Here is a 21,237-nt window from a genome sequence, read left to right on the forward strand (position 1 = left end):
ATGCAAGGAGCGTCAGGGGTGGTCAATTGCCCGCAACGCTCAAGCGGCTTCCTTCGCCGGGCAGTATTGCGCCAGGAACTGTTCATGGCTGGGCATGCTGTCCACGGCAAACCGGATCGATTTTTCCATTTCGTCCAACTCGGCCTTGGTCTTTGCCAGGTGCAGCGTGTCGGCAATGGCATTGTGGCCGATCATCGGAATCCGCTGGCCCATCATCACCGCGGCCCAGCTTGTCTCCGTGAACAGTTCGTCTTCCTCGCGGAAGATCTGGCCATTGGCCTTGAACAGCTCGATCTTCTGCGTGAGCGTATCGGGCACATCCATCGTGCGGCAGTAGTTCCAGAATTCCGAATCGGTCCTCTCCGTCGCCTTGTAGTGCAGGATCAGGAAATCGCGGATGCGCGCGTATTCGCGCTCGGTCAGGCGGTTGAAGGTGTCGCGCTGGGCATCGGTGATACCATCGAGCGAAAGCATCGAGATCAGCTTGTCGACACCGGTGTTGATCAAGTGGATCGAAGTCGACTCAAGCGGCTCCATGAAGCCGGCAGCAAGGCCGAGCGCGACAACATTCCTGTTCCAGAATTTCTTGCGATGGCCGGTCACGAATCGCAGGTGATTGGGATCGGCAGTCGGTTTCCCTGCCATGTTCTGGACAAGGATATCGGTGGCTTCATCCGCTTCCATGAAACTGTCGCAATAAACATGACCATTGCCATTGCGATGCTGCAGCGGGACTTGCCATTGCCAGCCAGCGGGATGCGCGGTGGCCTTGGTGAAGGGCGGGGGCGGGCTGCCGTCGTCGCGGTTGCAGGGCAGGGCGACTGCGCGGTTGCATGGGAGCCAGTGCGTCCACTCGGTGTAGCCTGTCTCCAGCGCCTGTTCGATGAGCAAGCCGCGGAAGCCCGAGCAATCGACGAACAAGTCGCCTTCCAGGACCTGGCCGCTGTCGAGCTGGACGGAGATCACATCGCCACTTTCGGGATCGAGCTTGGCGTCGACGATCTTGCCTTCCTGTCGGACTACGCCGCGAGCTTCAGCATATTTGCGCAGGAATGCGGCATAGGCGGTGGCGTTGATGTGATAGGCGTAATTGACCGGTGGCAAGTCATCGCGGGCACCGTTGCGGGTGTAGTCCTGCGTACGCGAGAAGCGTCCGAAATAGGCCGCCATGGTTTCCACATTGAAGACCTGGAGCGGGCGCCTGTCGCCTTCCTGCCGGAGCCTGTGCCAGACTTGATGGAATGAAATGCCACCCATGGAATAGCCGTAGGCGCCGAATGGGTGGATATAGCTGTCACCGACCTGGCCCCAATTGACGAACTGGATACCCAGCTTGAAGCTGCCCTGGACTGCAGCGAGCATTTCATGCTCCGGAATTTCCAGCAGTTCGTTGAAATTGACGAATGGCGGGATGGTTGCTTCGCCCACGCCGACGGTGCCGATCGCTTCGGATTCGACCAATGTGATGTCGACGAGATTGTTATTCTTGAGTCGCGAGAGCGCCGCAGCTGCCATCCAGCCAGCGGTGCCGCCGCCTACGATGATGATATTCTTGATCGCCATGGTGGTTCTTCAACTATCCCCGTTTGCGGCAAAGGCTATCGCGCGGCGCGCCTCACTGCAATCGTGCGAAAAGGTATGCCGCCTAACGATTGTTGCTAGCATGCAACAGGGCCATTGTGAACGTTCATTTTGAGGCTTGTGAACGATCACAATTAGGTCTAACTGAAACTCGAGGAGCAGCATATTCATGCGCTCCGTGGGGATTCTTGTACCACAGAGGTACAGGATGGAACTTGAGGGAGGATGGCTTTGTCACGCCGCACCACTGATACGAATTCCGTTTCGCGCCGCGTTCTTGCCCTGGGGACTGCTTCCAGCATCGCACTGTGCGCGACGCTGGCGACGCCTGTATATGCGCAGGACGCCGAGGAGGAGCCTGCGGCCGAGGGTTCGCAGGATGATTCGAACATCATCACTGTAACGGGCTTCCGGGCCTCGCTGCAGAACTCGCAGTCGCTCAAGCAGAATGCCGACACGTTTGTCGATGCGATCACGGCGGAAGATATCGGCGCGCTCCCGGATCGCTCGGTCGCCGAGGCGCTGCAGCGTGTTCCCGGCGTGAACATCGGCCGGTTCGAAAAGACCACCGACCCCGACCGCTTCTCGGTCGAGGGCACCGGCGTGATCATTCGTGGCCTGCCTTACACGCGTTCGGAACTGAACGGTCGTGAGATTTTCTCGGCAACGGGCGGTCGTGTCCTCAGCTTTGAAGATGTTTCGCCGGAGCTTCTGGGCCGCGTCGAAGTCTTCAAGAACGTCACCGCCGACATGGTCGAAGGTGCGATCGCTGGTACGGTAAACCTCGTCACCCGCAAGCCGCTTGACAACCGCGGTGTCCACATCGCCGGTTCGATCGAAGGTAACTATGGCGACCTGCGCGATGAGTGGTCGCCGACCTTCAACCTGCTGGGTTCGGCCACGGTTGATTCCGACAAGGGTACGCTGGGCGTCCAGTTGGCCTATTCCAAGTCCAAGCTGAAGAGCCGCACCGACGCGACTCAGATCGCCGACCCTTGCTACCGCGATCCGTCCTACTCGGGTGACTGTTTGCGCGTGCTGACGCTGACCTCGGGTGGCTTCAGCAACCAGAACTTTGACGAAAGCAACTTCCCGCCGGCTGGCGCGGTGGTTGTTCCGAAGGGGGCTGGCGTCCGCACCACCGACCTCGATCGCGAGCGCGAGGCATGGGCGGCTGTTGTCCAGTACGAAAACCCGACCGGCGACTTCCTGATCACCATGGAATGGCTCCGCTCGGAAACGAGCTTCGACACTGAAGAATTTGCCTTCATCGCGCCGCCTGCGGCCGATGTCGATGGACTGTTCCCAGTGCCGCGCGCGGGCAGCACGTGGACTTTCGATGACAATGGCGTCTTCCAAAGCGGTGTCCTGACCCAGCGTCCGGGCGATGCTTACGCCACGCCGTTTGGTTGGGGTGGTCTCAACGTCGAAGCTCTGCGTTTCGTGCGTTCGACCAAGTCGGTGACGGAAGACTTCTCGTTCGACCTTGACTGGAGCATCACGGATCGTCTGCGCGTGAACTTCGAAGCCCAGCATATCGACGGCAAGCTTCGCCGCGATTCGGTCTTCGGTGCGACACGGACTTGGGCAGATGTTGCTCTCGATCTCTCGGGTAATACGCCAAGCGTCGAGTTCCTCGCGCCCATGGGTGCGCCCGACGACTATTTCACCAGCGGCTTCTACAGCTACTACTGGTTCGGGCTCGACAGCCGCGAGAAGAACGAAGGTGAAATGGACAGCCTGCGCTTTGATGCCGAATACGACATCAGCGACGAGGGCTTCTTCAAGAGCGCCCGTTTCGGTGCCCGCTGGGCCGATCGCGACCGCACGACCCGGAACACCAACTTCAGCACCTGGGGTAACCTGTCAGCTCCGTGGGCTGGCCGTGCGGGCTGTGCTCCGTGGGGCGAAGGCCCAGGCTGTTTCCAGGGTCCGGGGCCGTACGTCCCCGACTGGTCGGGCTTCACTCCGGGGCGCTTCTACACTGGCCTTCCGGGCCAGGAATTCGCGATCGCAGGCGGTGTCTACACCGATGAGTTTCCGGACTACTCGAGCTTCCGTGCACCGTTCGGTGACGGGTTCCAGCGGGGCAACACGCCGATCCCGGTTCCGGGTGGCGGTTCGTGGTTCTTTGGCGGGGATGACTTCCTCGGCGAATACCTGGCCGGCATCACCGACCAGCAGATCGAAGAGATCCAGGCAGCTGGTGTTTCACCGGAGCGCTTCAACTACGGCGTAAACGGCCGTACGCGCCAGGATCCGTTCAACCCGCTGCCGGGCAACACGGTCCCCTGTGACATCGAAGGCTTCTTCTGCCCGACCGAAGTTTCGACCGTGGGTGAAATCACCAAGGCGGCTTATGCCCGGATCGATTTCGGGACCGAGTTCAGCAATGGCTGGGTGCTCGATGGCAACTTCGGCATGCGTTACGTCGAGACCAAGATCGATGCGCCATCCATCATTGCATACCCTGATCCGGGTCGCTTCGATGATGTCGGCAACGGCGGTAATGGCGACGGTGTCGTGCAGGTTGCCGAAATCCAGACGAACTGTGCTGGACCGGTGCGCATCCCGGGCGCCGTCAGGGGCTATTGCGATCCAGCATTTGCACCGCGGCTTGCTGAATTCGCCGCAGCTCACACTGGCGAGTTCATTCGCCTAGATCAGAAGATCACCTTCGATCAGTGGCTGCCGAGCTTCAATGCCAAGCTCGATGTGGGTGGCGGTTTGCTGTTCCGCGCGGCCGTCTCGAAGGGTATTTCGCGGCCCGATTTGCAGCTGCTCGCAATCAACGGCGCAGTTGGTGACAACACCGGTGCCCTGCTGGAAGCCGGCACGCTCACTACGGGGCCCTTGTTCACTATCCGAACGGGCAACCGCAACCTGCTCCCGGTGAAGTCGTGGAACTTCGACCTTTCGGCCGAATGGTACTTCGACGATGTCGGATCGCTTACGGCTTCGGTCTTCCTGAAAGACATCTCGGGGATCGTGAGCAATGGCTTCGAGGTCCGCGAACTGAACGGTGCCTCGTCGCCGACAGCGGAATATGTCTTCCAGGGTCCGTTCAACGACCAGAGCGGCCAGCTCAAGGGCTTCGAGATCGCGTATCAGCAGACGTGGGACTTCCTCCCCGGCTTGCTGAGCGGGTTCGGCGGCCAGTTCACTTATACCTATGTGGATGGCTCGGACTTCTCCAACCCGAACCTTGCTGCGGTGGGTCAGTCGTCCGTCACTACCGGTACGAATGAACTTGGAGGCGGTGCGTTTACGGCGGGTCAGCCGCTCGCCGGCATCTCCAAGCACACGATCAACGCGACACTGTTCTACGAAAAGGGTCCGTTCGCTGCCCGTGCAGCCTACAACTGGCGTTCGGCATTCCTGATCACGCCGCGGGACGACATCATTCCGTTCTCGCCGATCTGGCAGGAATCCACTGGTCAGCTCGATGCTTCGGTCTTCTATGCGGTGACCGACAACATCAAGGTGGGTGTCCAGGCCGTGAACCTGCTCGACGAAGTGACCCGGACCTCGCAGGTCGTGAACTTCGACGGATTGCGGGTCCCGCGCTCGGCGTTCCGCAATGACCGACGCTACACCTTGATCGCTCGCTTCGACTTCTAAAGTCGATGCAATAGAGGGACAGGAAATGGGCGGGCCCTTGCTTGTAGCGAGGGCCCGCTCTTTAATTTAGGGCTTAAGGCAATCGGGAGGGACAATCCGATGACCAAAGCATTCCGCCTTCTGGTCGCGTTGACTCCGGCGCTTGTTTTGAGTGCCGGCTGCAATGCCGCGGGAGACGATATGGTCCAGCCTGCGCAAGATGGCTGGGAGATGGTCTGGTCCGACGAATTTGACACCGACACAATCGACCGCAGCAAGTGGGACTTCGACATCAATTGCTGGGGCGGCGGCAACAACGAGCGACAGTGCTACACTGATAGTCTGCGCAACGCGGCGATCGTTGACGGTGTGTTGGTGATCACTGCGCTGAAGGAAGAGTCGAAAGGTCCTGCCCTGCCGTTGCACATGCGCGCCGAAGCCGATGATCCGGACGCTACGGCGACCAAGCCCTATTCCAGTGCGCGCATGGTCACTCGCGGCAAGGCGTCCTGGAAATACGGCAAGTTCGAAGTTCGTGCCAAGCTGCCCCAGGGACAGGGCACCTGGCCGGCAATATGGATGTTGCCTGAAGGGGATGCCTACGGCGGTTGGGCCAAGTCAGGGGAGATCGACATCCTCGAAGCGGTTAATCTTGGCGTGGAATGCGCGGCTGAGAAAGGCTGTGAAGAAGGTGGCGAAAACACCATTCTCGGCACGCTTCATTTCGGCGGTGCCTGGCCCGACAATGATTTCGCCAGCACGGAGATCAGCTATCCGGCTGTGCTCGACAGGGAATTCCACACCTACGGTGTGATCTGGGGCGAAGGCATCTTCGTCTGGACAGTAGACGGCAAGCCCTTTGCCACCAAGCGCGCGGAAGACTGGTTCACCACCAAAAGCGACGATCCCAATGCGCCGTTCGACAAGCCGTTTCACCTGATCCTCAACCTCGCCATCGGGGGCGGCCTGCCGGAGGAGCGCGCGTTGGGTGGCGTCGATGAAAGCGGTTTTCCCAAGACCATGGAAGTCGACTGGGTTCGTGTCTGGCAATGCGGCGAGGACCGCGATAAAGGCACGGCCTGCATCCTCGGGAGGGATGAGTAAAAATGGCCAGACGGCGACAGGCAGTCACGATCAAGCACGTGGCGGCGGATGCGGGCGTGTCCTTGCAGACCGTCAGCCGCGTCATCAACGATGGGCCCAATGTACGGCCCGAAATGAAGGAACGCGTCCAGGCGTCGATCGACAAGCTGGGCTATGTCCCTTCGATCGCTGCCCAGCGAATGAGCGGCTCGCATTCCTACCTTATCCTCGCACTCAATGACCGAGAGCGGACCATTTCGGAATGGGCAGCGCGGCAGGGTAGTGACTGGGTCAACCAGATGTTGCTCGGCGGCATGCTGCGCGCCAACGAGCTGGGCTACAGAATGATGGTGGAGCTGGTCGACACCCATGCCGACCAGATCGAGCGCGAGCTCGCCAGCACCATCGCCTCGCTTCAGCCCGATGGTGTCATCCTGACCCCGCCGCACTCTGAGAATCGGCAGATTACCGAGATGCTGGCGAGCAAGGGCATCCCGTTCGCCCGGATCGGTTCAACTGCGCCGGGGCCGGGCATTGCCATGACCATGGGCGATGAAAGCAATGCCGCCATGGCGACCGATTACCTGGTCAACCTCGGCCATGAACGGATTGGGTTTATCTCCGGACTTTCCGAATACTCGCTAAGCGGATGGCGCGTCGATGGCTGGACCCGGGCAATGACAAAGGCTGGCCTGCCAACATCGGGATTGCTCGCCAAGGGCGACTTCAGTTTCGACTCGGGGATCAAGGCCGCCCGCCAATTGCTCAGCCTGGCGAAACGACCCACCGCCATCATCGCCAGCAGCGACCAGATGGCCATGGCAACGCTGAAAGTTGCCGGCGAACTGGGCATAAATGTGCCGGCTGACCTGTCTGTCATCAGCTTCGATAACACTCCGATCGCCAATTTCACGCAGCCCACGCTCACAGCGGTTGATCAGCCAATTGCGGAAACGACATCGCGAGCGGTCGAACTGCTGATCGAGGCTGCTCGTGAAGGGAAAGTGCCCGACGCTCCGGTGCGTGTTCGCGGCACGCTGGTAGAGCGAGGCTCGACTGCCCCGCCGCGTCGGCACGACAACGATTGATGCCAGGGACAGGGGCTGTGCCGGAAACGCGCCAATCGACGCGCTTCCTGCTTCTTTATGCCCTCGCTGCGGCGGGCGGCGCGGTCGCCTACGTCCCGTTCCTGACCGTGTTGCTCCCGGTGCGCGTTACAGCGTTGGCCGGTGAGGCTGATGTCAGCTGGCTTGCCTATGTCACGCTTGGTGGAGCGCTCACGGCAAGCGTGGCGAATATCCTGTTCGGATGGCTCAGCGATCTGACGCGCAATCGCGTTCGCTGGATTTTGACCGGTTTGGTGCTGTCGAGCAGCATGTTGATGGCCATCCCGGTTGCACAAAGCCTGACCGTTCTGATCGGCACGATCGTGCTGTGGCAGCTGGGGCTCAACATGATGCTTGCGCCGCTTGCAGCCTGGGCGGGTGACTGCGTGCCTGACGGTCAGAAGGGTTTGCTTGGCGGCTTGCTGGCTTTTGCGCCGGCGCTCGGCGCCGCTTCTGGAGCGCTGGTAACAATTCCCGGGCTGGCCGATGCCGAAACTCGTCTCGTAATGGTGGTTTGCCTCGTGGCCGCGCTGGTGCTGCCGGTCGTCTTGTTCGGACGGCCGAGACCGATGCCGCAATTGATGGAGGACAGTGCGCCTGGCGGCGAGCAGAGCGATCGTCCCGTCGCGCTCAAGAGCCGCAGCGCTGTCTTGCGCATGTGGCTGGCTCGCTTGTTGGTGCAGATCGCAGAGGCAGCATTGTTTGCCTACCTGCTGTTCTGGTTCCGCTCCATCGATGCCGGTATGGGCGATAACCACACGGCACGGATTTTCGCGATCGTCCTTGGCATCGCGGTGCCACTGGCGATCTTGGTTGGGCGCTGGTCAGATATTCGCGACCGACCCATCCTGCCATTGGCGCTGGCCTCTGTCCTATCGAGCGGAGGCTTGATCGTAATGGCGCTCGCGCAGACATTGACAGTCGCGATCGCCGGCTATGTGCTGTTTGGCCTCGCCGCTTCGGTTTTCCTGTCTTTGCATACCGGACAGACCTTGCGTGTCCTGCCGCGCGCTCGGCATCGCGCACGTGATCTGGGCATCTTCAACCTGACCAACACCGTGCCATCCTTGATCATGCCCTGGCTGACGCTGGCGCTGGTCCCGGTGTTCGGGTTCTCGGGGCTTTTCTGGCTCCTCGCAGCCCTTGCTGCGCTGGCTGGTGCCCTGCTGGCGAGTCTCACCCGACTTTCACCGATTTCGTAATTTTGGGCCTTGCAATTGAGAGGCGGGCCTGTAACGTTGAGAACGTTCCCAATTCGGGATTTGGAGGGGATTAGGATGCTTTGCCGTCAGTGGCTTGTTGCGACGTGTGCTTCGATTGCGCTGGTTGGGTGTGCCGGGACTGGGTCGATTGAAAGCGCTGCGTCGCCGGCGGTTGAGACCGTACAGCTGAATGAAGAAGAGCAGGTAGCCGCGTTGCTTGCGCGCATGAGCATAGAGCGCAAGGTCGGCCAGCTGATCCAGCCGCAAATCAATTCCTTCACAGCTGAAGACATGGAGCGGTATCGTTTCGGCAGCTACCTCAACGGCGGCAATGGCGGCCCCTATGGCGATGAGTTCGCGCCTGCCTCTGAATGGCTGCGCCTCGCGGACGAGATGTGGGTTGCTTCGACACGGCCTCTGCCTGGTGACGAGCCGATTATCCCCACCATGTGGGGGACGGATGCGGTCCACGGCCACACCAATGTCGTCAAGGCGACCATCTTTCCGCACAATATTGCCCTCGGCGCAACCGGCGATCCGGAGCTTGTCCGGCTGATTGGTGCAGCTACCGCAACCGAGATCGAGATTACCGGCATCGATTGGAATTTCTCGCCGACCGTCGCTGTTGCGCGTGACGATCGCTGGGGGCGGACCTACGAAAGTTATTCCGAGGATCCGCAGGTCGCGGCCAGCATGGGCAAGGCTTTGCTGGAAGGTTTGCAGGGCTCCAGGGGTAGCGACGATTTCCTCGGCAAAGGCCGGGTGATCGCCACGGCCAAGCACTTCTTTGGCGATGGCGGGACTGCGCAAGGTATCGATACCGGCGACGTCAACGGCGATATCGAAGAACTCAAGAAGATCCACGCCGTTCCTTACCCCGTTGCGGTCGATGCCGGGGTGCAGGCAGTGATGGCCAGCTTCAACTCCATCAACGGCGTCAAGATGCACGGGAACAAGCCGTTGCTGACAGATTACCTGCGCGGAGAGCTTGGTTTTGACGGACTCGTGGTTGGTGACTGGAACGGCCACGGCCAGATCAAGGGCTGCACCGTCACGGATTGCCCGCAGGCGCTGCTCGCAGGCCTCGACATCTACATGGTGCCCGACGATTGGAAGCCGCTGCTGGAAAATCTAGTTGCGCAAGTGAACGATGGCACGATCCCGATGGCCCGGCTCGATGAAGCGGTCGGACGGGTACTCAAGGTCAAGTTGCGTGCGGGAATTCTTGGTCCGGATGCCAAGAAGCCATCGGCGCGGGCCAATGCCGGTCGCTACGACAAATTGGGCTTCGCTCCCCACCGGGCCGTCGCGCGCGAAGCGGTGGCGAAGTCACAGGTCATCCTGAAGAACAATGGTGTCCTGCCGCTCAAGGCCGGAGCTTCTATCCTCGTCGCTGGCACGGCAGCCGACAGCATTGCGCAGGCTTCGGGTGGCTGGACACTGACCTGGCAAGGCGGTGCCGAGCTGACTAACGCCGATTTCCCGGGTGCAACGTCGATCTGGGCAGGCATCGAGGAGGCGGCAAAGGAAACCGGCGGAACAGCCTCATTATCGGCTGACGGTAGCTTTACGACGAAGCCCGATGTTGCCATCGTCGTGTTTGGCGAACAACCCTATGCCGAATTCGCAGGAGACCGAAAGACGCTCGTGTTCGATGACCATGAGGGTCTCGAATTGCTTCGCAAGTTCGGCGAGCAAGATATTCCAACCGTTGCGGTTTTTCTCTCCGGTCGCCCGCTCTGGATGAACCGGGAGATCAACGCTTCGACTGCTTTCGTGGCATCCTGGTTGCCGGGCAGCGAGGGGGCTGGCGTGGCCGATGTCCTGTTCGGCAAGCGGGAAGCTACCGGCCGCCTATCGTTCAGCTGGCCGGCTGACTGTGGCGGCACGCCGGTCAATTCACCGGCTGGTGCGCAGTTCCCGTTTGGCTACGGCCTTTCGCAAAGCGATGCGCAGCCCGTCGGGGCGCTGGATGAGACCTGCGGGTACCTCGATCAGGGCCAGTCGGCGGCCTGGTATGACATGGGGCGCCTTGCCAATGGCATCACTGCAATTGCCGGTGGTGCGGCTCTGCCCAACTTGCGCGGAGAGGGCGGTGGGGTCGTTTCCCGCGGGGTCGACAAGGAGCGGCAGGAAGATGCGCGCGAGGTCACATTTGGCCCGGGCGCAACCTTGTCAATGGCGCAGGAAGGCGAGGGCGGAGGAGACTTCCGCATCCTCTACAACCTCGCCAACGCGCCAGCAGGATCGGTCACGCTTACGGTGGGTGGCAATACCGTTGACATCACCCGCCAGCTGCAGCTCAGTGCAGGCAAGGGTTGGCGTGAAATGATCATCACCGAAGACTGTGCGCCGGGGCTTGGCAACAGCCTGTCGATTGGCACTGACGCGCCAATGGTGATGCGGATTGCGAAGATTGTCCGGCAGGACATGCCGGAAGGGACGGAATGCTCTTTCTGAGGAAGGGCGGATGAATTCGAATTCCAATGGACGCTGTGCGGGATTGCGCTAGTCCATTGCCAACAAGGGATTGAGGCTCGGCCGTTGAATGCCGATGCCCGTGGGGGAGGAATAGGTCGTGACGCTCGAAACCATCGATATCGTCATCATCGCGCTGTATGCCGTCGCGCTGCTCGGCATTGCGTTGGTGGTCAGCCGCGAGCCAAAGGGGCACGAAAAGAATACCGAAGACTACTTCCTCGCCGGGCGCGCGCTGCCGTGGTGGGCAATCGGCGCGTCGCTGATCGCCTCGAACATTTCGGCCGAGCAGATCATCGGCCAGTCGGGGCAGGGCTATGCCGTCGGCATCGCTATTGCCGCCTATGAATGGCAAGCGGCTATCGTCCTGATTATCGTCGCGAAATATTTCCTGCCGATCTTCCTCAAGCGGAAGATCTACACCATGCCGCAATTCCTCGAGCAGCGGTACGGAGAGGGCGTCAAGACCCTCATGAGCGCCTTTTGGGTCGCGCTTTATACTGCGGTCAACCTGACGACCGTCCTGTGGCTGGGCGGCCTGGCTGTCACCTCGTTGACGGGTTGGGGCGTCATGGGGGCGATGAGCGCGCTGGCCGCTTTTGCCGTGCTCTATTCGCTATATGGCGGTCTCAAGGCGGTCGCGCTGACGGACATCATCCAGGTCGTCATCCTGATCCTGGGCGGCCTTGCCATCACCTGGATTGCGCTCGATGCGCTTCCGGGGGCTGACGGTGCGATGGCAGGTCTTGGCTTGCTGATGCAAGAGATGCCGGGCCACTTCGAAATGATCCTGGACGAAAGTCATCCTGCTTACGGCGATTTGCCGGGCATCTGGACTTTGCTGGGCGGGCTGTGGGTGCTGCACTTCAGCTACTGGGGGTTCAACCAGTACATCATCCAGCGCGCGCTGGGGGCTGAGAGCCTGCCGGAGGCGCAAAAGGGCCTAGCCTTCGCTGCCTTCCTCAAGATCCTGGTTCCTTTCATTGTCGTCATCCCGGGGATCGCCGCGGTGATGTTGGCACAGGGCGGCATACTCGATGGGGCGGCGCTAGCCGAAAAATCGGACCGTACCTATGGGGAGCTGATGAGCTTTGCACCCGCTGGTCTGCGCGGACTGGTGTTTGCCGCGCTGATCGCTGCGGTGGTTTCGTCTTTGGCGTCGATGATGAACTCGATCTCGACCATTTTCACAATGGACCTGTATCGCGCGGCCAAGCCGGACAAGCCTGAAAAGCACTATGTCATGGTCGGGCGTGTTGCAGCGTTTGCTGCCATGGGCCTTGCGCTACTGCTGGCACGTCCGTTCATCGGGGGCTTCGAAAGCGGGTTCCAGACAGTCCAGGAATACACCGGTTTCATAGCGCCGGGGGTGGTCGTCGTCTTCCTGCTCGGCTTCTTCGACAAGCGCAGCAATACGGCGGGTGCCTTCACGGCGCTGCTGGGTTCGCTGGTGATCAACGTCGCGCTCAAGTTCGGCATGCCGGACGTGCCGTTCATTATCCGTATCTGGGGTGTTTTCCTTGTCGCGCTGGTCGCCGCTGCCGTCGTATCGCGGCTGACTGCACCGCCTGAGGAAGAACGGACAGTGAAGCTGGGTGATATCGCCTTTGCCACCACTATGCTGTTCAACACTCTGGCGTTGCTCGTCGTTGCGATGCTTCTGGGCCTGTATATTTGGCTTTGGTGAGAAATTAGTCGAACTAGCCTGCCTAGAAATTCGTTACATTTGACGCCTTTGTCCTATTTCTGACACTTTGCCAGTGTCATAAACAACCAGAACGTTCCGCAATTCTGCGGGAAGATTTGGTGGGGAGGACTTATGTCAATTTCAGATCCGACGCTTGGCGAGATTTCAATGTTCGGTGCCAACTGGGCACCACGGGGCTGGGCGCTATGCCAAGGCCAGTTGTTGCCGATCAGTTCGAATCAGGCGCTGTTTTCGATTATCGGGACGATTTATGGCGGCGACGGCCGCACCACTTTCGCCTTGCCGGACTTTCGCGGTCGTGCGCCGCGCGGCCAGGGAACCGGGCCGGGCTTTGCGCCGGTCATGATTGGCGAACGCAGCGGTCGTGAGAACGAAACGTTGTCGGTCATGAACATGCCGAACCACAGCCACCCGCACACGCACACTGCCAGCGTTCATGGCGAAGCGCGGCTTGCCAACGAAGCGTCACCGACCGACAATGTGTTCGCTCTCGCCAACGCCAATATCTACCATGATGTGGACTCGGGACAGCAGGATGTCCTGATGCATGCCAACACCGTCACTCTGGCACAGGATGCCACACCAGCCGGTGGCAGCATGCCGTTCTCGCTGATGAACCCTTATCTTGGGGTCAATTTCATCATCGCCCTGACCGGTGTCTATCCGAGCCGGAGCTAATCCAGCCGAGATTGCGAGAATGAGGAAATCACATGTCTATCTATGATCCAACAATAGGCGAGATCACCATGTTCGGCGGCACGTTTGCGCCGCGGAGCTGGGCGTTCTGCAACGGGCAACTTCTGCCCATCTCGAACTACACGGCACTGTTCTCCATCATCGGCACCATCTACGGCGGTGATGGCCGCACTACGTTTGGCCTGCCGAACCTGCAGGGACGGACGCCGCGCGGACAGGGTACCGGCCCGGGGCTTCAACCCGTTGCCATTGGGCAAGCCAGTGGTGCCGAACAGATATCCCTTTCGGTCAACAACCTGCCCAGCCACACGCACCCGCATACGCATGCGGCGTCGGTTCATGGTGAAGCGCGGCTCGCGGATGAGTCAGCCCCGACAGACAATGTCTTCGCGCTGGCAAATTCGAATATCTATCACGATGTCGACGAGGGACAGCAGGATGTCCTGATGCATCCCAACACGGTGACACTGACGACGGATTCGACACCGGCAGGGGGAAGTATACCTTTCTCCAACCTCAATCCGTTCCTGGGGACGAACTTCATCATTGCTCTCGAGGGAATCTTCCCCAGCCGTTCCTGACGGCTTCGGCACAAACTAAAAAGGAGCGGTGCCCGATGGCCCGCTCCTTTTTTCATGTCCAAGCATTGGACAAGATATCGCATCCAATCGGGGAGCCCGCATTTGCGAGCACCCCTATCAGGATGGCGGAGTGTAGTAGATAAGGACTTCCTGCGTGAAGGTGGCAGGTCCCGTCGCCGTCTGGTCGGCGTCGAGGCAGGTCAACTCCGGCTTGCGATAGGGCCGCTTGGCGCTGTTTTCGAGCTGCTTGCTAGAACCGTGCTGCGTCATGGATCCCCCGTGGAGTTCAATCGAGTTGCTTCAACCATTCGGAAAGCACATCAATCCTTCGAGCCAGTTCGCGGGAATACGCATCGTTCCCAGTCAAACTGCCTTCGGCGGAAGACCCGTTATTTTTAAAACCGCCAAGTTTTCCGTAACTTTCGCAATCAAGGATAGACTTGAGTCGGGATGGCAGCAAGTCGTAATTTACAAAACTAACCGGATCATTGGTGGGTCTTGCATTCTCGCGCACCGGTCCCATCGATTTGCCATGCCAGATAATGCTGTCTGGCAAGCGGCCGATCTGTGAACGGCGGTGGAGCAAGCGCCCGGTTCCGGCCTGATGCTTTTCTATGCCCGGGATAGCGAGGTATGTTTCGATCAGGTCCCTGTCGAGCAGGGGCCATCGATATTCGATGCCGTAGCTGGCCGCCATGGCGGAGCAGGATTCAAGTCGGCCGGAGACATAGGCCCGAAAGGCCCGGCGCAATACAGTCTCGTTGGGTGTTCTGCCTCCGGCAATTGCGCCTCTTCCACGCTGGAAATCCTCTAGCGCGTGCTCCTCTCTGTACGCCCTAGAGAATGGTGTTGCATCGAGCTGGGCCAAGAACGCCTGTGTTGCATGCTGCGGGGATGCCAGGCGCTGCCGCACGAAGCGAACCAGGCCTCGCCCCCGGCTTGTCGGAGTGTCGCCCAAGGCGCGCAAAAAAGCCTGAAACTGACCGTGTGCAAGTAACTCGGCCAAGACTTCGCGTCCTCCCGAAGTCACTATTTCATCTCCGCCGAACCCCGACAGCAATGTCCGGACCCCGTGGTCGCTGCAGGCTTCATACACCGGCGCATGGAATGTGGCGTTGGCATGCTCTGCGGGAAACCCGAGCATCGCATTGCAGCGGTCCATCGTTGCGAGGTGCCATGCTCCCTGAGCTGGCTCGAGGGACACGTGGCCGGACAAACCGCAATGGTGAGCGACGCGTTCCTGGGCCGACGCGTCTTCTTCAAACATCAACAGGCCATAGGTCTGAAATCCCTGCTCCTCGCAAGCGGGGGCAGCGCTGGCCACGATCGACGAAGAATCGAGCCCACCCGTCAATTCTGCACCGACTGTGTGAACTGATCGGGTCCGACGCATCACGGCCTCGTCGAGGCTCGCTCGGTATCGGCCCACCTGTTCTTGCGATTGCTGCGCAGCAAAGGGCTGTGGATCCTCGAAAGCGAAGTAACGATGCGGTTCGCCGGTCTTGCCGGCTTCGATGATCAGCTCATGGCCTGGCGGCAACCGATAGACATTCGTGAAGGCGGTGCGGTGATGGTCGTGCGAATAGCCAAGCAGGAACTTGCCGATCCATGCATCGCTGGGCGTGACGTCGGGCAGTCGCAGGGCGGGAAATAGCGCGGCAGTGCTGGCCACAGCAAAAAGCTCACGGCCGTGATAGGTAAACATCGGTCGTGTACCGATTGGGTCACGTACGCACCATGTCGTGCTGGTGGCGGGATCGAAGATCACGAAGGAAAAATCGCCGATGAGCCGGATTGCCGCTCCGGTGCCCCAGGCTCGATGGGCGGCCAGTACCAATGCGGGATCGGTAAGATCCCTGCGTTCTTGCAGCCTCAGAGCTGCACACAGCTCTGCGCGATTGTCGAGCCGGATCCATCCAACGCATACGCGGCCTGTTTCCATGCATCGCGCAGGCGGGCTCTCGTTGAGGCTCTCTGGCGTATTGTGGCGCACCGCTTGAGCGAACATCGCCTGTTCGCTGCACCAATGTCCCGCCTTGTCAGCGACGTCGAATGGATCGAGCAGGGCTTCCAGCCGGGCCGGGTCGATCCAGTCCCGGGGAGTGCGACTGCCCTCGCCAGTAACGATCCCGGCAAACATCATGGCAGGCTGCGTGGAGCGAAAGTGGCGACGATGCGGTACTCTGGCAAGACAGGTCCCCCGGTCACCACCCTGTCTCCGGCGACGATCCATGCATGTGCTTTCATCGGTGCTGCCTCTGGTGTCTGTTCGCCCGGGGCAAGGCCGAAATGAACGCAGTGAGGGACGCCACGCAGTTTGAGTAGCACGCTCGCAGCCATCGCCTGAGGCAGGCAAACCGATTCCCACGGAGTCAGTGCTGCTGTGGCCCTCACGGAGCGGCCGATGCTGCGGGCAGCCCGGTCAGATGCCTCAGTTACACCAGGTGCCGGCTGACCCTGGCTCACAACCTTACCCAGGACTCGTACATAGAAGCGAAACGGCAGGAACAGGATGGCGAGGCGAGCGAGGCCAAGGAGGACAAGAGATGGCAGGACGAGCAGCTTTTCCGGCCAGCTATAGCCACGGGCGCTCCTGATCTTGTTCCGTAACCGGGTGAGGGGGCCACTCATGTCTATGCAACCCGTTCGATCAGGCCACGACGCAGCAGGTCGGTAAGAAAGGCTTCGATGTCGTTTTCAAGCTCTTCGCGATCGGGTGAATCGAACCTGCTTGCCACGTGATCGATTGCAGTCTTCAGGGAATTGGGCCTTTCAAGCAGCGTCCAAACTGCTCCGCCGACTTCGTCCAAGGCGAAGTAGCAACCTTCGCGCGTGTCCATCATAACGGTCTGGCCGTCCATCTCGACCGCTTCCAGGTGCGGATTGCGCTGCAGGAGCGTATCGGGTGCGGGAGGGGTGGGAGGCTTGGTCATGGCACTACCCGACCAGCGGCCTGCCGGCATCGTCGCAATATCCGAAGCGCTGCATTACCGCGCGGTGGTCTGCAACAATTCGGCCAATCTGGTGTTCGGTCAAGCCTTGCTGCCAGTCACCGGCTACTCCCTTGCGGAAGAATTGCGTGGCCGCCATCGGCTTCTCGCGGAAGCGGTTTGCCTCCTCCTGCGACTGCAGCTGCTCGAACCGGGTGGCGGTGATGGCTGCGGTCAGCTCTTTCGACGAGGGGGTCAAGCCAAGGTGACGGGCGATTCTTCCGAACGACAAATGCGGATCGCCGAGCATGTCTTCATAACGGACGACCAGCATGTCGAAGTCCGGATTGTCGACCCAGCTCGTGACATGCTGCGACCAGCTGAGGAGCACCTGCGGGACATGCAAGGTGATCCCGCCGTCCGGGTCGGATCCCATCTCCAGCCCCGGTTTGCCCATGGCACCGATGGTCTTGTCGACGTCCCAGCCGAGATGGTGCGAGAACGACAGGACTACATCGAGCGGGTTGCGCACGAGGTAGATACCCGGACCGCTCGCTTGCGCGCAGGGCAGCCATTCCCCGGACGGTGTCTTGCGACAGGCATCGTGAATCTTGTGAAACTGGCTGCGGCTGGCGCGTTCCGCGCTCCAGCGGTAGACCGCCGGGCGCAGGTCGAGAATTTCGTCTGGCAGGAGCTCCGACGAGGGAAAGCCCAGCGCCTGGTCGATCCAAGTCCGGTCGCTGGCGATCGTGCCGCCGGCAATGGCGTTGAAATCGGCGGTTCCGGCGTGTTCTCCGGTCAGTTGCGACAGCAGCAGCCGCAACCAGGTGTTGCCTGACTTGGGATAGGAAGCCAGCCAGTGGATCTGCGCGCTCACTCGGTTGCCCCGGCGATCACGAGATCTTGCAGGATATGATCGGCATAGCTTTCAACCGACATGTCTTTCACCGGGCGGCGGACGCGCCTGAAACGGCACTGTGCCGAAAGCGCGGCGGTTCTCGCGAGCAAGGCCGTGTTGTGCCCGAACCGCTGCAGGTCGAGTGAACGGACAGCGCAGTTTCTCAGGACGCTTAGTCGCTCCGCCCCCTTGATATCGGCAATCTCCACGTCTTGCGCCGTATGGACAAGCAACTGGTAGATCGCGCTGACGGGGCGATACGACTGTTCTGGCAAGGCTTGAGGGCAATGAAACCGTTCGAGACCTGGCCGCGAGCGTTGCAATGCGGCAATATCCAGTCCTGCAGAATGAGCACAATCGCGTGGCAGGGTCAGCGTCGGTATTCCCGGCAGAGTCTTGGCATCATCGCTGACCAGCGCGACATGATCAGAAAGCACTTCCATCCCGCGCCTGGCGAGCTCTGCTGCCACTGCAGACTTGCCGGCAGCGGTCGGCCCGATCAGCAGGATTGCTCCCGCGTCTGTGGCAACGCTTGCTCCGCGCAAAGTAGTAAGGCCGGCCAGCATGGCGGCGCAGGGCAGGGCGCTATTGATGACAAAGCTGGCGATGCTGGCGTCGTCGGCGCTGTTGGCCGGTTGATACGCGATCCCGCGCTCGCGGCAGATGTGGAACCGAACAAGACCAGGAACCGTGAAATTGATCCAGCGATCTCCCGCCGTTGCAAACGGCCCGATCGCATCGCCACCTTGGTCGATTGCCCCTGTCTGCCGGATAGCAAGGGACGTCCCTGTGCCATCTGCGCCTGCAACCGGCATCGGCAAGGGCAGGTCGGAATGAATGGCGAAACCGCAGGCCTGATAGTGATGCAAGGTTATGCCAGCCCCGTGCCAATCCGACGATTGCGACAGGATAGAGCGATTGCGACACGGGGCAAGCGCCGAGCGTTTGTCAGATGACATTGTGGGTTTGAATGTAATGTCCACTGGTCGGGAAGACAGGATTGTCCTCGCCGCTGTAGCGGCTCGTTCGTCTCGGCTGCGCCTCGACACCGAACAGGTTCGATCCTGTTCATCGCTAACCGGGGGGTGAGTGCGATATCGAAATGGATGTGATCCACTGGTCGGGAAGACAGGATTCGAACCTGCGACCCCCACACCCCCAGTGTGATGCGCTACCAGGCTGCGCTACTTCCCGAGCAGTGGAGGCGCGGCCTATAGGGTTGCATGCGGCCGTAGGCAAGCTCCGAAACCTACGAATTCATCCGCGCGATTGTGCGCATTCGCGTTGCTCAAATGCACCACTCTTGCTAACCGCCGCGCCAGTTTGGGCGTGAAGCCTTGGCGAGAGGCCTGCGCCTCACCATCTGCCAGCTTCCACCCGCCAAGGGTTACACAATTTTCCGCAAGGGTTTTCCATGGTCGACCTTCTTTCCGCTGCCGCTGCCACGGGCGCTACCCCGCCGTTCTGGATCCAGATCCTGCCGTTCGTCGGTATGGGCCTGATCTTCTGGTTCCTGATCATCCGCCCGCAGATGAAGCGGCAGAAGGAGCACCAGGAAAAGATCGGCGGGCTGAAGAAAGGCGACAAGGTCGTTACCGCCGGTGGCCTGGTTGGCAAGATCGTCAAGGTTGACGAGCACTATGCCGATGTCGAGCTTGCGCAGGGGGTGAAGGTCAAGGCTGTCAAGAGCACCATCGGCGATATCATCCCGCCGGGCGGCGCGGCGGCCAACGACTAGACTGAAGATTAAGGGACGGGACACGAGGCACATGCTCGAATTTCCACGCTGGAGAAAGGTCTGGCTCTGGGGCCTGACGCTCGCGTTTATCGCGGCGGCACTTCCCTCGCTGGTCTCGACCACATCGATCCGTTGGCCTGAGAGCCTGCCGAGCCCGACTGTAAACCTCGGCCTCGACCTTGCCGGGGGTAGCCACATCCTGCTCGAAGCCGAGACCCAGCAGGTGGCGGCGCAGCGGCTCGAGAACATGGAAGAGGCGGTGCGCAATGCGATGCGCAATGCCGAGCCACGGATTCGCATCGGCGATGTCTCGACCGCGGGTGGGCGGCTGAGCTTCCTGCTCGATGATCCTTCCGATATCGACCGTGCGCGCGAATTGCTCACGCCGATCGTGAATGGCAATGGCCTAACCCGCGAATGGGAGCTTACCGTCGTCGATACCAGCCGCATGGTGCTGACGCCGACGCAGGCGGGCCTCGAACAGGCGGTGACCGATGCGATGGACAGCGCTACCGAAGTCGTCCGCAAGCGTATCGACGAACTCGGCACCCGCGAGCCGACCATTATTCGGCAGGGCGACACCCGTATCGTGGTGCAGGTGCCGGGCTTGCAAAACCCGGACCAGCTCAAGGACTTGCTCGGCCAGACCGCCAAGCTGGAGTTCAAGATGGTCGACGAGACCGCGCTTGAAACCGATATCCAGCAGGGCATCGCCCCTCCGGGCAGCCAGATCTTTCCTTTTGCCGCCGGAACCCCGTCCGAAGGCCGGTCGGTCGCCGTCCGTCGCCTTGGCGGCATCAAGGGCGACAATTTGATCGGCGCCCAGCAGAGCTTCGACCCACAAACCAACGAGCCGGTGGTCAACATCCAGTTCGACCAGCAGGGTGGCCGCCGTTTTGCTGACCTGTCGACTCAGAATGTCGGCAAGCTGTTTGCCATCATCCTAGACGGTGAGGTGCTGTCGACACCTTCGTTCCGCGAACCGATCCTGGGTGGCAGCGCACAGATCTCCGGCAGCTTCACCGTCGAAAGCGCCAATGCACTGGCGATCTCGCTGCGGTCGGGCGCACTGCCGGTCGACCTTGCGATCGTCGAAGAACGTACCGTGGGGCCGGACCTTGGTGCCGACTCGATCCGCAAGGGCCTCATAGCGATGGCTATCGGCTCGTTGCTGGTCGTATTGCTGATGATCGCGACCTATGGCCGCTTCGGTGTTTATGCCACCGCTGCGCTGGTCATCAACGTGCTGATGATCCTGGGCATCATGGCGGTCCTCAACACCACGCTGACCCTACCAGGCATCGCCGGCTTCGTGCTGACTATCGGTGCGGCGGTCGACGCCAACGTACTGATCAACGAACGTATACGCGAAGAGCGAAAACGCGGGAGAAGGGTGATTGCGGCGGTCGAGAACGGCTATCGCGAAGCAAGCCGCGCCATTTATGACGCCAACATTACTAACTTCATTGCCGGTGTGCTGCTGTTCCTGTTCGGCTCCGGCCCGGTTCGCGGGTTTGCCGTGGTTCTTATCATCGGCCTGTTCACCAGCGTCTTCACCGCTGTCACCATGACCCGCATGTGGGTCGCTGACTGGCTGCGGGCGAAGCGCCCGACAGAGCTTTACGTGTAAGGAGGC

At 60.6% G+C, this 21,237-nt stretch carries 17 protein-coding genes and 1 tRNA gene; 10 read left to right on the top strand and 8 right to left on the bottom strand.

Annotation, left to right across the window (positions count from 1 at the left end; translation table 11 throughout):
- Positions 1 to 39: 39 nt before the first annotated feature.
- On the bottom strand, positions 40 to 1,563 hold the full coding sequence (locus QPW08_RS06850) for a tryptophan halogenase family protein (protein WP_284124987.1): 1,524 nt from the start codon (positions 1,561 to 1,563) through the stop codon (positions 40 to 42).
- Positions 1,564 to 1,806: 243 nt separating this feature from the next.
- On the opposite strand from QPW08_RS06850, the gene QPW08_RS06855 reads away from it, so the two are divergent.
- The 8 genes from QPW08_RS06855 to QPW08_RS06890 all read left to right on the top strand — a co-directional run bounded on the left by QPW08_RS06855 (position 1,807) and on the right by QPW08_RS06890 (position 14,035).
- Positions 1,807 to 5,202, top strand: coding sequence for a TonB-dependent receptor (locus QPW08_RS06855; RefSeq protein ID WP_284124988.1), 3,396 nt, complete (start codon positions 1,807 to 1,809; stop codon positions 5,200 to 5,202).
- Between the two features lie 99 nt (positions 5,203 to 5,301).
- Positions 5,302 to 6,285, top strand: coding sequence for a glycoside hydrolase family 16 protein (locus QPW08_RS06860; protein ID WP_284124989.1), 984 nt, complete (start codon positions 5,302 to 5,304; stop codon positions 6,283 to 6,285).
- Between the two features lie 2 nt (positions 6,286 to 6,287).
- A complete protein-coding gene (locus QPW08_RS06865) occupies positions 6,288 to 7,352 on the top strand; it encodes a LacI family DNA-binding transcriptional regulator (RefSeq protein WP_284124990.1) in 1,065 nt (354 codons plus the stop codon).
- On the top strand, positions 7,352 to 8,572 hold the full coding sequence (locus QPW08_RS06870) for an MFS transporter (RefSeq protein ID WP_284124991.1): 1,221 nt from the start codon (positions 7,352 to 7,354) through the stop codon (positions 8,570 to 8,572). Before QPW08_RS06865 ends, QPW08_RS06870 begins: the two co-directional genes overlap by 1 nt.
- A gap of 225 nt (positions 8,573 to 8,797) precedes the next feature.
- Positions 8,798 to 11,032 carry a glycoside hydrolase family 3 protein gene (locus tag QPW08_RS06875; RefSeq protein ID WP_284124992.1) on the top strand — a complete coding sequence of 745 codons (2,235 nt, stop codon included), beginning with the start codon at positions 8,798 to 8,800 and terminating at the stop codon, positions 11,030 to 11,032.
- Positions 11,033 to 11,150: 118 nt separating this feature from the next.
- Positions 11,151 to 12,737 (top strand): sodium:solute symporter family transporter, encoded by a 1,587-nt coding sequence (locus tag QPW08_RS06880; protein WP_284124993.1) that lies wholly within the window; start codon positions 11,151 to 11,153, stop codon positions 12,735 to 12,737.
- A gap of 132 nt (positions 12,738 to 12,869) precedes the next feature.
- Positions 12,870 to 13,436, top strand: coding sequence for a phage tail protein (locus QPW08_RS06885; RefSeq protein WP_284124994.1), 567 nt, complete (start codon positions 12,870 to 12,872; stop codon positions 13,434 to 13,436).
- 32 nt (positions 13,437 to 13,468) lie between these two features.
- The gene (locus QPW08_RS06890) at positions 13,469 to 14,035 is read left to right on the top strand and encodes a phage tail protein (RefSeq protein WP_284124995.1); all 567 of its coding nucleotides are present in this window, start codon (positions 13,469 to 13,471) and stop codon (positions 14,033 to 14,035) included.
- 117 nt (positions 14,036 to 14,152) lie between these two features.
- On the opposite strand, the gene QPW08_RS06895 is transcribed toward QPW08_RS06890, so the two are convergent.
- The 7 genes from QPW08_RS06895 to QPW08_RS06925 form a co-directional block, all read right to left on the bottom strand.
- On the bottom strand, positions 14,153 to 14,305 hold the full coding sequence (locus tag QPW08_RS06895; protein ID WP_284124996.1) for a hypothetical protein: 153 nt from the start codon (positions 14,303 to 14,305) through the stop codon (positions 14,153 to 14,155).
- A 16-nt stretch (positions 14,306 to 14,321) separates the two neighbouring features.
- Positions 14,322 to 16,178 carry an asparagine synthase-related protein gene (locus tag QPW08_RS06900; RefSeq protein ID WP_284124997.1) on the bottom strand — a complete coding sequence of 619 codons (1,857 nt, stop codon included), beginning with the start codon at positions 16,176 to 16,178 and terminating at the stop codon, positions 14,322 to 14,324.
- Positions 16,175 to 16,666 carry a lasso peptide biosynthesis B2 protein gene (locus tag QPW08_RS06905; RefSeq protein WP_284124998.1) on the bottom strand — a complete coding sequence of 164 codons (492 nt, stop codon included), beginning with the start codon at positions 16,664 to 16,666 and terminating at the stop codon, positions 16,175 to 16,177. The genes QPW08_RS06900 and QPW08_RS06905 overlap by 4 nt, the downstream gene beginning before the upstream one ends.
- Positions 16,667 to 16,668: 2 nt before the next feature.
- Positions 16,669 to 16,968, bottom strand: coding sequence for a PqqD family protein (locus tag QPW08_RS06910; protein ID WP_284124999.1), 300 nt, complete (start codon positions 16,966 to 16,968; stop codon positions 16,669 to 16,671).
- A gap of 4 nt (positions 16,969 to 16,972) precedes the next feature.
- Positions 16,973 to 17,842 (bottom strand): sulfotransferase domain-containing protein, encoded by an 870-nt coding sequence (locus QPW08_RS06915; protein ID WP_284125000.1) that lies wholly within the window; start codon positions 17,840 to 17,842, stop codon positions 16,973 to 16,975.
- A complete protein-coding gene (locus QPW08_RS06920) occupies positions 17,839 to 18,822 on the bottom strand; it encodes a phosphoenolpyruvate carboxykinase (ATP) (RefSeq protein ID WP_284125001.1) in 984 nt (327 codons plus the stop codon). The genes QPW08_RS06915 and QPW08_RS06920 overlap by 4 nt, the downstream gene beginning before the upstream one ends.
- Positions 18,823 to 18,980: 158 nt before the next feature.
- Positions 18,981 to 19,057: transfer RNA gene (locus tag QPW08_RS06925), tRNA-Pro, on the bottom strand.
- A gap of 220 nt (positions 19,058 to 19,277) precedes the next feature.
- Between QPW08_RS06925 and yajC the strand changes: the two genes are divergently transcribed.
- Entirely contained in the window at positions 19,278 to 19,601 is a 324-nt protein-coding gene (yajC, locus tag QPW08_RS06930; protein WP_284125002.1) for a preprotein translocase subunit YajC, read from the top strand.
- Positions 19,602 to 19,632: 31 nt separating this feature from the next.
- Positions 19,633 to 21,231 carry a protein translocase subunit SecD gene (gene secD, locus QPW08_RS06935; RefSeq protein WP_284125003.1) on the top strand — a complete coding sequence of 533 codons (1,599 nt, stop codon included), beginning with the start codon at positions 19,633 to 19,635 and terminating at the stop codon, positions 21,229 to 21,231.
- The last annotated feature ends 6 nt before the right edge of the window (positions 21,232 to 21,237 follow it).

It is taken from the genome of Parerythrobacter aestuarii (genome assembly GCF_030140925.1).
Classification (GTDB): Bacteria; Pseudomonadota; Alphaproteobacteria; order Sphingomonadales; family Sphingomonadaceae; genus Parerythrobacter; species Parerythrobacter aestuarii.

Excerpts from the sequence above, each read along its gene's own strand:
- yajC (WP_284125002.1), top strand. The coding sequence starts at position 19,278 with ATGGTCGACCTTCTTTCCGCTGCCGCTGCCACGGGCGCTACCCCGCCG.
- QPW08_RS06895 (WP_284124996.1), bottom strand. The coding sequence starts at position 14,305 with ATGACGCAGCACGGTTCTAGCAAGCAGCTCGAAAACAGCGCCAAGCGG.
- QPW08_RS06885 (WP_284124994.1), top strand. The coding sequence starts at position 12,870 with ATGTCAATTTCAGATCCGACGCTTGGCGAGATTTCAATGTTCGGTGCC.
- secD (WP_284125003.1), top strand. The coding sequence starts at position 19,633 with ATGCTCGAATTTCCACGCTGGAGAAAGGTCTGGCTCTGGGGCCTGACG.
- QPW08_RS06910 (WP_284124999.1), bottom strand. The coding sequence starts at position 16,968 with ATGACCAAGCCTCCCACCCCTCCCGCACCCGATACGCTCCTGCAGCGC.
- QPW08_RS06905 (WP_284124998.1), bottom strand. The coding sequence starts at position 16,666 with ATGAGTGGCCCCCTCACCCGGTTACGGAACAAGATCAGGAGCGCCCGT.
- QPW08_RS06920 (WP_284125001.1), bottom strand. The coding sequence starts at position 18,822 with ATGTCATCTGACAAACGCTCGGCGCTTGCCCCGTGTCGCAATCGCTCT.
- QPW08_RS06870 (WP_284124991.1), top strand. The coding sequence starts at position 7,352 with ATGCCAGGGACAGGGGCTGTGCCGGAAACGCGCCAATCGACGCGCTTC.
- QPW08_RS06855 (WP_284124988.1), top strand. The coding sequence starts at position 1,807 with ATGGCTTTGTCACGCCGCACCACTGATACGAATTCCGTTTCGCGCCGC.
- QPW08_RS06875 (WP_284124992.1), top strand. The coding sequence starts at position 8,798 with ATGAGCATAGAGCGCAAGGTCGGCCAGCTGATCCAGCCGCAAATCAAT.
- QPW08_RS06860 (WP_284124989.1), top strand. The coding sequence starts at position 5,302 with ATGACCAAAGCATTCCGCCTTCTGGTCGCGTTGACTCCGGCGCTTGTT.
- QPW08_RS06850 (WP_284124987.1), bottom strand. The coding sequence starts at position 1,563 with ATGGCGATCAAGAATATCATCATCGTAGGCGGCGGCACCGCTGGCTGG.
- QPW08_RS06900 (WP_284124997.1), bottom strand. The coding sequence starts at position 16,178 with ATGATGTTTGCCGGGATCGTTACTGGCGAGGGCAGTCGCACTCCCCGG.
- QPW08_RS06865 (WP_284124990.1), top strand. The coding sequence starts at position 6,288 with ATGGCCAGACGGCGACAGGCAGTCACGATCAAGCACGTGGCGGCGGAT.
- QPW08_RS06890 (WP_284124995.1), top strand. The coding sequence starts at position 13,469 with ATGTCTATCTATGATCCAACAATAGGCGAGATCACCATGTTCGGCGGC.